Source organism: Conexibacter sp. DBS9H8 (assembly GCF_023330685.1).
Lineage (GTDB): Bacteria > Actinomycetota > Thermoleophilia > Solirubrobacterales > Solirubrobacteraceae > Palsa-465.
In genome coordinates this window covers 1,776,246-1,788,262 of sequence record NZ_CP097128.1, presented here as the reverse complement: position 1 = coordinate 1,788,262, position 12,017 = coordinate 1,776,246, and the positions used below count along the sequence as shown (strand labels likewise).

The window sequence follows — 12,017 nt, the reverse complement described above, 5'->3', positions numbered from 1 at the left end:
ACCGTCGCCCGGGTAGACCGAACGGGCTCCGTCCAAGCCGCCCGATCAGGACATCTCCGCCGCCAGGTCCCGCTCGAGCCGATCGACGAGCGGCACCTGACCCGGGTTGAGCCGAACCCGGGCGTCCGCGAGCCCGAACCACTGCGCCCGGTCGACTTCGGGGACGCTCAGCGGCCGGCCGCGCACCGTCACCGTCACGGTCGCCGACACGATCGTGCTGACGTCGATGTCGGCCACCCCCAACGCCCAGGCGAGCACCCGCTTGCCCGAACGCAGCGTCACCTCCCCGAGCGGGACCGGCGTCCCGTCAGGAACCGCCAGCCCGAGCTCCTCGGTGAACTCGCGCCGGGCGGCGGCGAGGGGCTCCTCACCCGGATCGACCTCCCCCTTCGGGATCGACCAGGCACCCGCATCCCGCCGGGCCCAGAACGGACCGCCGGGGTGGACGAGGAGCACCTCAACGACCCCGCTTCGGCTCCGGTGACAGAGCAATCCCGCACTGAGAGCCGCCACGCTCAGGCCCCCACCGCCCGCGGGCCGGAACCGCACCCGTCCCTACAGGTAGGCAACGCGCCGCTGCAGCACGACGGCGCTGCCGTCCCGGCGCCACCCCGGGCGGGCCCGTTCAGAGACGACCGAGAAGCCGTAGGCGTCAAACAGGCGGCCGGCTCCGGCACACTCGGCACAGCAGTCGAGCTCGAGCCGATCGACTCCCTGATCCTCGGCGGTCTCCAGCAATTCCTCGAGCATCCGGCGGCCAAGACCGCTGCCGCGCAGCTCGAGCTCGAGCGCGAACCAGCGCAGTTCCCCGGCGTAGAGGCCGTCGCTCGTTTGACCCTCGAAGGTGAAGGCGAGCGAGCCGGCAACCCGCCCCGCGAGCTCGACGAGCCAGACGGCGCCCGCCTCGGGCCAGCCCCGGCTGGCGCAGAAGCGCACGTCCCGTTCCACCTCGACGACAAAATCCGGGTTAAATCCGTAGTCGGCGCAGAAGACTCTGCGATGTACTTCAGCGATCGCCGTCGCGTCGTCGGGATCGAGATGCCACCTCAGCTTAGGGTGCGCGGTTGTCGCCATCACCAACGCAGTCTGCCAACCCGTCTTCGCAGATGACAGTCCCCCCTCCCGCCCGGACCGACTTTGGTCCGCTCCCTGACCGTTCACGTGCCCGCCCCCGTCAGAGTGAGCGGTTGAGCGGCCCGTCGCTCCGGCCGAAGAGATGAGGGGAATGCGCAGTACGGCTTGCTGGTGCTCTGACCATCGTTGGCGGGTGATCTCGCTCTGGGTCATCGCCCTCGTCTCTCTCAACGGCCTCCACGCCGTCGTCGGCTCGCGTTTTGGCGACAACTTCACCCTCACCGGCACCCAGAGCTACCGGGCCGATCGGCTGTTGGCGACCCACACCCCGGCAGCCGCCGGGGACCGCGATCAGCTCGTGGTGGAGGTGCGGCACGGGTCCGTCAGCGCTCCCGCGGTACGGGCCCGCTTCAACGCGCTGCTCGCCCGGGTGCGCGATCTCCCCCACGTCAGCGGTGTGCGCTCCCCCTACGACCACCCGAACGAGATCGCCCGAGACGGCCGGGTCGCCTACGCGACGATCAGCTTCGCCGTCCCCGCCTCGGCGATCTCGGGGAGCGAGGCCGCCCGCTATGACCGGCTCATCTCCAGCGCCTCCGCGGCCGGGGTCCACTTTGCCGCTGACGGGCAGGTCGCCGAGGGCGGGAACCCGAGCGGATCGACCGGGGGAATCGCGATCGGCTCCCTCGCCGCCGGGGTCGTGCTGCTGCTCGTATTCGGCTCGCTCGCGGCGACCATGCTGCCGCTGCTCACCGCCGGACTCTCCCTCGGCACCGGCCTCGCGCTGATCGGCCTGCTCTCCCACCTGATCGCGATGGCCTCCTTCTCCGGGGAGCTCGCCCTGCTGATCGGGATGGGCGTCGGGGTCGACTACGCGCTGTTCATCGTCACGCGCTACCGACAGGGGCGCCTCAGCGGGCTCGATCACACTGATGCGGTGGTCGAGTCACTCGACACGACCGGCCGCGCGGTCCTGTTCGCCGGGACGATCGTCTGCATCGCCCTGCTCGGGATGTTCCTGCTCGGCGTGGGGTTCCTCTACGGCGTGGCGGTCGCCGCGGCCGTCGCGGTCGCCGCGACCGTCCTCGCCGCCCTGACGCTGCTGCCGGCCCTGCTTTCCCTGCTCGGGGACCGCACCCTGCGCGGCACCGAGCGCCGGGCGATCGCCGCCGGCCACCCCGCCCCGGCGCCTCAGCCTGGCGGCTGGGCGCGCTGGGCCGCCCGGCTGGACCGCCACCCGGCACTGCTCGCAACCCTCGCCGTCGCGCTGATGTGTCTGCTCGCCATCCCCGCCCTGTCGATGCGGCTCGGTTCGGCCGACTACAGCTCCGACCCTCCGTCGAGCACGACCTACCAGGCCTACGAGATGCTCGCCCGCGGTTTCGGCCCCGGCTACAACGGGCCCCTCGAGCTCGTCAGCCCGGTCGCTTCGGCCACCGCGCGCCGCCGGTTCACGGCGCTGCTGCGCGCCGTCGCCGACACCCCGGACGTCCGCCACGTCAGCGCCGCGACGTTCCTCCCGGACCGGACCGGCCCGGGCGCGGTCGCGCTCGCCACCGTCGTCGAGGCGGGCTCCCCCCAGGCGGCGTCGACGGCCGATCTGCTCGACACCCTGCGCACCCAACGGCTGCCCGCCCTCACCCGCCGCGAGGGGATCACCGTCCTCGTCACCGGCCAGACCGCCGTCTTCTCCGACTTCGCCGCCGTCCTGACGGGCAAACTACCGCTGTTCATCGGCATCGTCGTGCTCCTCTCCGCGCTGCTGCTGATGCTCGTGTTCCGCTCCGTGGTGATCCCGCTCACCGCCGCGCTGATGAACCTCCTCTCCACCGCCGCCGCCCTCGGCGTCGTCACCGCCGTCTTCCAGTTCGGCTGGGCCGGGTCGCTGCTCGGGCTCCACCCCGGGCCGATCGAGGCGTTCCTGCCCGTACTGATGTTCCCGATCCTGTTCGGCCTGTCGATGGACTACGAGGTGTTCCTCGTCAGCCGCATCCACGAGGAGTGGCAGCGCCGCCGGGACAACCGCGCCGCCGTCGCCCACGGGATCGCCGCCACCGGGGCGACGATCAGCGCTGCGGCGATCATCATGGTGCTCGTGTTCAGCGCCTTCGTCCTCGGCGGCGAGCGGATCATCGACATGTTCGGGATCGGGCTGGCGAGCGCCGTCCTGCTCGACGCACTGATCATCCGGGCGATCGTCATTCCCGCCGCGATGCTCATGCTCGGGGAGGTCAACTGGCGCCTGCCTCACTGGCTCGAGGCCCGCCTCCCCCATCTCAACGTCGAGGGCGCGAGCGCCCGCGCGGTTCTCACCGATGCCCTCGCCGCCACCGGCGAGGCCCTCCAGGCCCGGGCCGAGGCGGATCCGACGGGAGCCTGAGCCGGGTCTCCGCGTCCGCTTGCCCAGGTCTTAGCGAGTTCTTGGCCGTTTATCACCTTCGTCGGGCAGGATGATTTCCCATCATGGAATCGGCATCTCAGACACTCGACCGCCGCGGCTCCCGTTCGGACCCGAACGAGACTGCGATCCTTCAGGACACCCCGGGCCTGCGCGAGAACCCGTTCGGGCTGCTCGAGCACCGCGTCGCGACCGCGGCGATCAACGCCCGTGAGGCGCTTCCGGGCCACTATGTCGCCGTGCACGACGGAGATGGGGTCGCCCACCTGATCCCGCTGCGGGACGCGATCACCCACGTCGGCCGGGCAGTCGGCTCGGACCTGCGCTTTGACGACGTCCACGTCTCCCGCCGCCACGCGATCATCGTCCGCTACGGCGACCACGTGCGGGTGCTCGATGACCGCAGCTCCGCCGGCACGTTCGTCAACGGCCAGCGGATCGTCGCCACCGACCTGCTCGACGGCGACCTCGTCCGGATCGGACCGGTCGCCTTCACCTACCGCCACATCCGCTGACCGGCCGCCCGCGCGCGGACCGGCGTCGCGGAACGGGCCGGGCCGGGATCGGCCCGGATCAGCCGGTCGGCTCGGCCGCCTCCGCCGGCACGTCCCGGGCGACGAGGGCCGCGTAGAGGCCACCGCGCTCGAGCAAATCCTCGTGGGTCCCGCGCTCGACGATCGCACCCCGGTCGAGCACGAGGATCTGGTCGGCGTCCCGCACCGTCGAGAGCCGGTGGGCGATCGTCAGGGTCGTGCGCCCCTCCGACAGGCGCTCGAGCTCGGCTTGTACGGCCGCCTCAGTCTGGGTGTCGAGGGAGGAGGTCGCCTCATCGAGCACGAGCACCGGCGGGTTGCGCAGGATCGTCCGGGCGATCGCCATCCGCTGCTTCTCGCCCCCGGAGAACCGGTAGCCGCGCTCGCCGACGACGGTGTCATACCCGTCGGGCAGGGAGGCGATCAGCTCGTGGATCCGGGCCGCCCGCGCAGCCGCCTCGACCTCCGCATCGGTCGCGTCCGGCTTGGCGAACCGGAGGTTCTCCCGGACGCTCGCGTGGAACAGGTACGTCTCCTGGGAGACGACCCCGACGGTCGCCGCCAGCGAGGCGAGCGACACCCGACGGATGTCGACCCCGTCGATGGTGACCCGCCCCTCCTGGGGCTCATACAGCCGCGCGAGCAGGTAGCCGAGCGTCGTCTTGCCCGCGCCCGTCTCCCCGACGACCGCCGTCCGCGTTCCGGCGGGGATCACCAGGTCGATCCCGCGGACCGTCCAGGGGGGCGGCGCCTCGGTGCCGGGGGCTAGCGGGCCCCCGGCACCGCCGTAGCGGAACGACACCCCGGAGAACGCGACCTCTCCGACGACGGCGGCCGGGTTGAGCACGACGGGGTCTTCCGCTTCGATGATGTCGATCGGCAGGTCGACGTACTCGAAGATGCGGTCAAACAGGGCGAGGGACGCCTCGACGTCGGCGCCGACCCCGAGCAGTGAGTTGATCGGGAACAGCAGGCGGGTCTGCAGGGTGGTGAAGGCGACGACGGTGCCGATCTGGATCGAGTGGCCGACGAAGCTCTGACCGGCGAGCCAGTAGATGATCGCCGGTTGGACGGCGAAGACGAACTGGATCGTCCCCATCAGCCAACGGCCGGCCATCCGCGACTTGATCTCGAGATCGGCGATCTGCGCGGACTGGCCGGAGAAGCGGGCGGCGAGGTCGTCGCCGCGGCCCATCGTCTTGCCGAGCATGATCCCCGACACCGACAGCGACTCGGCGACGAGCGCGGACAGGTCGGCGAGTCGGCGCTGCTGTTCGGTGGTGATCGTCCGGCGGACCTTGCCGACCCGGCGGGTCATCCACACGCTCGGGGGCACGAACACGAGGGAGATGAGCGCGAGCTTCCAGTTCAGCAGCAGCATCGCGACGATCGCGGCGATCACCGTCGTCGCGTTGGAGGCGATCGAGGTCGCCGTCGAGGTGACAACCGAGTCGAGCCCGCCGATGTCGTTGGCGATCCGCGACTGGACCTCACCGGTGCGGGTGCGGGTGAAGAAGGCGAGCGACATCCGCTGGAGCCGGTCATAGACGGCGGAGCGGAGGTCGTGCATCACCCGCTGGCCGACGACGTTGGAGACGTAGGTCTGCCAGACGCTGAAGGCGTTGGAGATGAAGGCGACCCCGACCATCCCGGCGCACGTCTCCCACAGGGTGCTGAGCTGGTGCTTGAAGATCCCGTTGTCGAGGGCGGAGCGCAGCAGGAACGGGTTGAGCATGCTCAGGCCCGCGGACAGGGCAATCAGCACGCAGACCCCGGCGAGCCGCCAGCGGTAGGGGGCGAACAGGGCGAGAATCCGGCGGCCGTCACGCCGGCGCGTCGGGTCCATCAGCGGCGGCGGGGTGCCCGCGCCGCCGCCACGCATCGCCCGCATCGCTCCGGTTCCCGGTGTTCCCGCCTGGGCGGCGGCCCCCATTCCGCTCATGATCGTGTCCCTCCGCGGCGTCGCATCTTCGCCTCAATGATGGCGGGTCGGCGGCCGATGCTCCGGAGTGATGGACGGCGATCTCTCGCAGCGACAGACAGGTTTCCGAGCCCGGGCCGTTGACAGGGCCGGTTTGTTTGTCACCATCCCCGGCCAACCATGGAGCCGATGGACCTGAACCAGATGAGCGGGCCGCTGATGCCGGGCCTGCCCCAGGTCGCTGAGATGCAGCGGCTCGCGAGCGGACCCGGATTCGGTCAGAGTCCGTTCCCGCCGATCGCCGAGTACGCGTTCCTGTCGGACTGCGAGACGGTCGCGCTCGTCGCCCCGTCCGGGTCGATCGAGTGGATGTGCCTGCCCCGGGTCGACTCGCCGTCGATCTTCGGGGCGCTGCTGGACCGGGACGCCGGCTCCTTCCGCCTCGGCCCCAGCGGCGTGACCGTCCCGGCCGCCCGGCGCTACCTGCCGGGGACGATGGTGCTGGAGACGAGCTGGGGCACCGGCTCGGGGTGGATGATCGTCCGAGACGTGCTGCTGATCGGCGGCTGGCATCACGAGCACGACCGTTCGGGGACCCACCGGCGCGCCCCGACCGACTATGACGCCGACCACGTGCTGCTGCGGACCGTCCGCTGCGTCAACGGCGAGGTCGAGCTGACGATGGACTGCGAGCCGGTGTTCGACTACGGGCGCCAGCGGGTGCGCTGGGAGTACACCGGCCCCGGCTACACCGACGGGGTCGCGACCGCGCCGGGCTCCGATCTCCGGTTGCACGTCAAGACCGACCTGCGGATCGGTTTTGAGGGGGCGCGGGCGACCGCCCGGCACCGGATGAAGCTGGGTGAGACGGCCTTCGTCGCCCTGTACTGGTCGACGCACCCGCCGCCGATGGACTTCGACGCCGCCTACAAGCGCCTCGTCTGGACCGCCCACCACTGGCAGCACTGGCTCGACCGCGGCACCTTCCCCGACCATCCCTGGCGGACCTACCTGCAGCGCAGCGCCCTCACCCTCAAGGGGCTCACCTACGCGCCGACCGGGGCGCTGCTCGCCGCCGCGACGACATCGCTGCCGGAGACCCCCCAGGGCGAGCGCAACTGGGACTACCGCTACAGCTGGATCCGCGACTCGACCTTCATGCTGTGGGCGCTCTACTCGCTCGGTTTCGACTGGGAGGCCAACGACTTCTTCTACTTCATCGCCGACGTTGCCGGCGGGAACGAGGACCTACAGGTGATGTATGGGGTTGACGGGGAGCGCGACCTCGAGGAGCACGAACTCACGCACCTGTCCGGCTATGAGAGCGCCCGGCCGGTGCGGATCGGCAACGGCGCCTTCACCCAGAAGCAGCATGACGTGTGGGGGGCGCTGCTGGACTCCGTCTACCTGCACACCCGCTCCCGCGACTCCCTCGACGAGCGGGTGTGGCCGATCCTCTCCCGGCAGGTGGAGGCGGCGATCGCTCACTGGCGCGAGCCCGACCGGGGGATCTGGGAGGTGCGCGGCGAGCCGCGGCACTTCACCTCCTCGAAGATGTTCTGCTGGGTCGCCTGTGACCGCGGGGCGCGGTTGGCGGAGATCCGCGAGGACTGGGAGCGGGTCGAACGCTGGCAGGCCGCCGCCGATGCGATCCACGCCGACGTCTGCGAGCACGGGGTCGACGCCCGCGGAGTGTTCGTCCAGCACTACGACGGCACCGCCCTCGACGCCTCGATGCTGCTGCTGCCGCTGCTGCGCTTCCTGCCGCCCGATGACCCGCGGGTGCGGGCGACGATCTTCGCGATCACCGAGGAGCTGACCGAGAACGGGCTCGTGCTGCGCTACCGGACCGACGAGACCGACGATGGCCTCTCCGGGGAGGAGGGGACCTTCCTCATCTGTTCGTTCTGGCTCGTGTCGGCGTTCGTCGAGATCGGCGAGCTCCAGCGTGCCCGTGAACTGTGTGAGCGTCTCCTCGGCTACGCCTCTCCGCTCGGTCTCTACGCCGAGGAGGTCGACCCGCGCACCGGCCGGCACCTCGGCAACTTCCCCCAGGCCTTCACCCACCTCGCACTGATCAACGCGGTGATGCACGTGATCCGGACCGAGAACGCGGCGACGCCGCACGGGAACGGCGCGGGCTGGCGCTGAGGGCGGGCGGGGGCGCCCCCGCTGGGGCGCCCCCGAACGAAGGGCCTCAGGGCACATTTCTCCCCCGCCGTCGGACCGCAGTGCCCTGACCGGCTCCGCTCGGCGGGGCTCAGAGGGCGGCGATCAGCCCGGGAAGGTCCCGCATCTCGGCGAAGACAGTGGCACCGAGCGCCTCGAGGGTGGCGACCGGGGTCATCCCCCCGCCGGTGTAGGCGAACACCGGCATTCCGGCCGCCCGGGCGGCCGCCACCCCGTAGCGGCTGTCCTCGACGACCACGCAGCGCTCGGGCGCCACCCCGATCCGGTCGGCGGCGTGGAGAAACAGGTCGGGGGCGGGCTTGCCGTGGGTGACCTCACTCGCGCTGAAGATGCGCCCGGCGAGGCGGTCATGGAGGTCGGTCGCGGTGAGGTTCCGTTCCAGTGAGGCGTGGTTGGAGCTCGAGGCGACACAGGTGCGGTACCCGGCCGCGTGAAGGGCATCGAGGGTTTCTGAGACGCCGTCGACGGGCTCGAGCTCGGTCGCGAGCCGCGCCTGGAAGGTCTCATCCCAGCGGGCGACCCACTCCGCCGGCACCGGCTGGCCGAGAAAGCCCTCGATCTCGGCGAGCATGTGCGCATACGCCCGGCCCATGAACCGCTCGATCACCTCCTCCCGGCTCAGCTCCCAGCCGATCTCCGCGAGCATCGCCACGTCGATCTCCACGGCGATCCGCTCGGACTCGATCAGCACCCCGTCACAGTCGAAGATCACCAGCTCAATCGGCACGGGGGATGAGGCTAGCCCGTCCGGGCTAGTCGAAGTCGCCCGCCCCGGCCCGCTCAGCAGTCAGCAACGCGGTGAGCTGGGCGAGAGAGGCATCGTCCAGGGTCGTCCCGAAGCGGATGTCGTGGAGGGCCGCCGTCGCCGCCTCGAGACGCTCGTTGCCCGCGGCGGTGAGCCGGGCGAGGGTGAGCCGGCGGTCGCGGTCATCCCGGGCGCGGAGCACGAGGCCGTCCCGCTCAAGGCCGTCGATCAGGCTCGTCACGCTCGTCGGGTGGACCTGCAGGCGGGTGCCGATCTTGCCGAGGGGCAGCTCGCCCCGGCGACTGAAGCGCAACAGGGCGAGGACCTCATAGCGGGGGAAGGTGAGCCCGAAGTGGCCGAGCGCCTCGTTGCAACGGGCCAGCCACAGCTGCTGGACCCGCATGATCGAGGTGACCGCCATCATCGGCGTGGCGTGCTCGGTGGAGAAGTGCGTCCGCCACTGGCGGCCCGCCTCCTCGATCGGGTCAAAGGGCAGTGCCAAGAGCGGCCCGGCGCTCAGAGGGACTCGCCGGAACGGCCGATCACGATCTCGGACACGAGCGCCGCCGGGGAGAGCCCGAGCACGAACCGCATCGCCGCGACGATGTCAGCGGTGGAGATCATCTCCTCCCGCTTGACGACGTCACGGATGAAGGCGGTCATGTCCGTGTCGACGAAGGCGGGACAGAGGGCGACCGAGCGGACCCCGCTGGTGGCGAGCTCCCGGTTCATCGCCTGGGTGTAGGCGATCACCGCCGCCTTGGTCGCCGCGTACACGCTCAGCCACGGCTGGGGGATCTTCCCGGCGATGGAGGCGAGGTTGATCACCTGGGCGCCGCCGTCGCCGCGCAGCATCTCCAGGCACTCGCGGTAGAGGATCACGATCGAGCGCAGGTTGACGTCGAGCTGGAGGTCGATCGACTTGGTGGTGTGCTCCCCGGCGGCTGCCCCGATGCCGACGCCCGCGTTGTTGACGAGCACGTCGAGCCGGCCGTAGGTGCTTGCGTGCAGGGCGACGACGGCCTGCAGGTCGGCCTCGTCGGCGACGTTGGCGGCCCGGTGGACGACCTCGGCGCCCGCGGCGGTCAGCTCGGCGGCGGCCGCGGCGAGCCCGTCCGGCTTGCGGGCGGTGAGGGTGAGGGCGTACCCGTCCTCGGCGAGCGCCCGGGCGAGGGCGAGGCCAATCCCCCGGGAGGCCCCGGTGACGAGTGCGGCGCGAGTGGCCATCCGCCTAGGCCCCCACCGGCCGTCGGCCCCAGCGGAGGTAGGCGAGCGCCACCAGCGCGTTCGTCGACCCGATCCGCCAGGCGAGTTTGGAGCCGCGCACCGCCGGCGCCGGGCGGCCACTCAGGTCACGCTGGGCGACCGTGACGATGGCGAGAGAGCCGAGGATGACGCCAGTGGCGAGACCGCGGCGGAGCCCGGACCCGGGCACCGGGGCGGTCAGTCCGGGTACGGTCGCGGTCGGGCCCTGGGAGGTGTCCGGTGCGGGCATGGCGGCGATCTTAGCCGCGATCTTCCCCACCATGAGGCCCCGCAGACCGGAAGCTCGTGGAGGGAGCCACCGGCCCGCGTGGTCGAAACCGGCGATGGCCTGCGTGCGGGGTCGTCAGTGGGTGCGGAGCGACCGCAGCGCCCAGCTGAGCCGCCGGCGCGTGTCGACGGGCTCGATGATCTCGTCGATCGCTCCCATCGCCGCGGCGGTGCTCGGCGCGAGGTGCTCGCGGGCGTACTCGGCGGCGAGCTGTTCGCGCAGCCCCTCGGGATCGTCGGCCCCGGCAAGGGCGCGGCGGTGAATGATCCCGACCGCCGGCTTGGCGCCCATCACCCCGAGCTCGGACTGGGGCCAGGCGAAGACGTAGTCGGCGCCGAGCTCCTTGGAGTTCATCGTGATGTAGGCGCCCCCGAAGGATTTGCGCAGGATGACGGTGACCCGCGGCACGGTCGCGGCGGCGAACGCGCGAACGAGGGTCGCGCCGTGCCGGATCACCCCGGACGCCTCCTGGCGGGTGCCGGGCATGAACCCGGGGGTGTCGACGAGCACGATCATCGGAATGCCGAAGTCGTTGCACTGGGTGACGAACCGGGCGCCCTTGGCGGAGGAGTCCGAGTCGAGGACCCCGCCGAGGTAGCGGGCCTGGTTGGCGATGATCCCGACCGTGCGGCCGTCCAGCCGCGCGAAGGCGGTGACGAGGTTGCGAGCCCAGCCGCTGCACACCTCGAGGTACTCGCCGGCGTCGACGATCGAGGCGATCACGTCACGGACGTCGTAGACCTGGCGCGGGGAGGCCGGCACGGTCGCGCTCGGGTCGATCGCCATCCCCCCGGCAGCCGCCTCCCGGTACACGGTCTGCGTCGGCTCGCCGGCCCCGGCGCGCCGGTCGGCGAGCAGGCCGATCAGGTCGCGGGCGGTGCCCGCCGCGGCGAGTTCGTCGGCGACGACGAACTGGGCGACGCCGTTGCGCTCGTGGACACGGGGCCCGCCGAGCTCGTCGGCGCTCACGTCCTCGCCCATCGCCTCCCGGACAACGCCGGGCCCCGTGAGGAACATGCTCGAGGAGCGGGTCATGATGATGAAATCCGTCAGTGCCGGCGAGTACGCGCCGCCGCCGGCCGACAGCCCGGAGATGATCGAGATCTGGGGTACCTTGCCGGTGAGCGCAACGGTCGCGCGAAAGATCCGGCCGTACCCGGCGAGCGCGGCGACCCCCTCCTGCATGCGGGCGCCCCCGGAGCCGACGAACCCGACGACGGGCGCCCCGGAACGGCCGGCGAGCTCGAGGATGCGCACGATCGTGTCAGCGTGAGCGGCACCGAGGGAGCCCCCGAGGAAGCTCTGATCCTGGGCGTAGCAGAACACCGGGCGACCGCCGACGAGCCCGGCGCCCCCGACGACGCCGTCACCGGCCGCGGCCCGGTCGCCGAGCTTGAGCGAGGTGACCTCGGTGCGGATCAGCTCGACGCTGCCGGGGTCACAGAGCGCCTCGAGGCGCTCGCGCGGAGTGAGGTGGCGCGGAGTGAGGTGGGTGTCAGCGAGGACGGCCATTTGCAGATACATTCACCAACCGGTCCGGCTGGTTCCACCTGGGTGGAGGACAAACCCGCCGGTCGGGGGGTCCGCGACGTCGCGGAAGGGGTTCGACATAACCCTGCACT

At 71.4% G+C, this 12,017-nt stretch carries 11 protein-coding genes; 3 read left to right on the top strand and 8 right to left on the bottom strand.

Going from position 1 to position 12,017, the window contains the following annotated elements; translation table 11 throughout:
• Nucleotides 1–45: 45 nt before the first annotated feature.
• Both M3M55_RS08420 and M3M55_RS08415 read right to left on the bottom strand, forming a co-directional pair.
• Entirely contained in the window at nucleotides 46–456 is a 411-nt protein-coding gene (locus M3M55_RS08420) for an NUDIX domain-containing protein (RefSeq protein ID WP_249012376.1), read from the bottom strand.
• 99 nt (nucleotides 457–555) lie between these two features.
• A complete protein-coding gene (locus tag M3M55_RS08415; protein WP_249012375.1) occupies nucleotides 556–1,074 on the bottom strand; it encodes a GNAT family N-acetyltransferase in 519 nt (172 codons plus the stop codon).
• A 193-nt stretch (nucleotides 1,075–1,267) separates the two neighbouring features.
• Between M3M55_RS08415 and M3M55_RS08410 the strand changes: the two genes are divergently transcribed.
• Nucleotides 1,268–3,454: an MMPL family transporter gene (locus tag M3M55_RS08410; protein ID WP_249012374.1), complete on the top strand. Its 2,187-nt coding sequence runs from the start codon at nucleotides 1,268–1,270 to the stop codon at nucleotides 3,452–3,454.
• An 83-nt stretch (nucleotides 3,455–3,537) separates the two neighbouring features.
• On the top strand, nucleotides 3,538–3,987 hold the full coding sequence (locus M3M55_RS08405; protein ID WP_249012373.1) for an FHA domain-containing protein: 450 nt from the start codon (nucleotides 3,538–3,540) through the stop codon (nucleotides 3,985–3,987).
• A 58-nt stretch (nucleotides 3,988–4,045) separates the two neighbouring features.
• Here the strand turns inward: M3M55_RS08405 and M3M55_RS08400 are convergent, their stop codons facing one another.
• A complete protein-coding gene (locus tag M3M55_RS08400; protein ID WP_371878755.1) occupies nucleotides 4,046–5,887 on the bottom strand; it encodes an ABC transporter ATP-binding protein in 1,842 nt (613 codons plus the stop codon).
• A 285-nt stretch (nucleotides 5,888–6,172) separates the two neighbouring features.
• Here M3M55_RS08400 and M3M55_RS08395 point away from each other — a divergent pair, with 285 nt between their 5' ends.
• Nucleotides 6,173–8,077: a glycoside hydrolase family 15 protein gene (locus M3M55_RS08395; protein ID WP_371878754.1), complete on the top strand. Its 1,905-nt coding sequence runs from the start codon at nucleotides 6,173–6,175 to the stop codon at nucleotides 8,075–8,077.
• Nucleotides 8,078–8,186: 109 nt separating this feature from the next.
• Here M3M55_RS08395 and M3M55_RS08390 read toward each other — a convergent pair whose 3' ends face one another.
• The 5 genes from M3M55_RS08390 to M3M55_RS08370 form a co-directional block, all read right to left on the bottom strand.
• Nucleotides 8,187–8,843 (bottom strand): HAD family phosphatase, encoded by a 657-nt coding sequence (locus tag M3M55_RS08390; RefSeq protein ID WP_249012371.1) that lies wholly within the window; start codon nucleotides 8,841–8,843, stop codon nucleotides 8,187–8,189.
• A 25-nt stretch (nucleotides 8,844–8,868) separates the two neighbouring features.
• Nucleotides 8,869–9,363 carry a MarR family winged helix-turn-helix transcriptional regulator gene (locus M3M55_RS08385; protein WP_249012370.1) on the bottom strand — a complete coding sequence of 165 codons (495 nt, stop codon included), beginning with the start codon at nucleotides 9,361–9,363 and terminating at the stop codon, nucleotides 8,869–8,871.
• A 14-nt stretch (nucleotides 9,364–9,377) separates the two neighbouring features.
• Nucleotides 9,378–10,088: an SDR family NAD(P)-dependent oxidoreductase gene (locus M3M55_RS08380; RefSeq protein WP_249012369.1), complete on the bottom strand. Its 711-nt coding sequence runs from the start codon at nucleotides 10,086–10,088 to the stop codon at nucleotides 9,378–9,380.
• 4 nt (nucleotides 10,089–10,092) lie between these two features.
• The gene (locus M3M55_RS08375; RefSeq protein WP_249012368.1) at nucleotides 10,093–10,356 is read right to left on the bottom strand and encodes a hypothetical protein; all 264 of its coding nucleotides are present in this window, start codon (nucleotides 10,354–10,356) and stop codon (nucleotides 10,093–10,095) included.
• Between the two features lie 114 nt (nucleotides 10,357–10,470).
• Nucleotides 10,471–11,907, bottom strand: a complete 1,437-nt coding sequence (locus M3M55_RS08370) for an acyl-CoA carboxylase subunit beta (RefSeq protein ID WP_249012367.1) — start codon at nucleotides 11,905–11,907, stop codon at nucleotides 10,471–10,473.
• Nucleotides 11,908–12,017 lie beyond the last annotated feature (110 nt).

What these genes read in the sequence shown, in the direction of transcription:
- M3M55_RS08400 (WP_371878755.1), bottom strand. Translation starts at nt 5,887, where the DNA reads ATGCGTGGCGGCGGCGCGGGCACCCCGCCGCCGCTGATGGACCCGACG.
- M3M55_RS08415 (WP_249012375.1), bottom strand. Translation starts at nt 1,074, where the DNA reads ATGGCGACAACCGCGCACCCTAAGCTGAGGTGGCATCTCGATCCCGAC.
- M3M55_RS08395 (WP_371878754.1), top strand. Translation starts at nt 6,173, where the DNA reads ATGCAGCGGCTCGCGAGCGGACCCGGATTCGGTCAGAGTCCGTTCCCG.
- M3M55_RS08380 (WP_249012369.1), bottom strand. Translation starts at nt 10,088, where the DNA reads ATGGCCACTCGCGCCGCACTCGTCACCGGGGCCTCCCGGGGGATTGGC.
- M3M55_RS08375 (WP_249012368.1), bottom strand. Translation starts at nt 10,356, where the DNA reads ATGCCCGCACCGGACACCTCCCAGGGCCCGACCGCGACCGTACCCGGA.
- M3M55_RS08405 (WP_249012373.1), top strand. Translation starts at nt 3,538, where the DNA reads ATGGAATCGGCATCTCAGACACTCGACCGCCGCGGCTCCCGTTCGGAC.
- M3M55_RS08370 (WP_249012367.1), bottom strand. Translation starts at nt 11,907, where the DNA reads ATGGCCGTCCTCGCTGACACCCACCTCACTCCGCGCCACCTCACTCCG.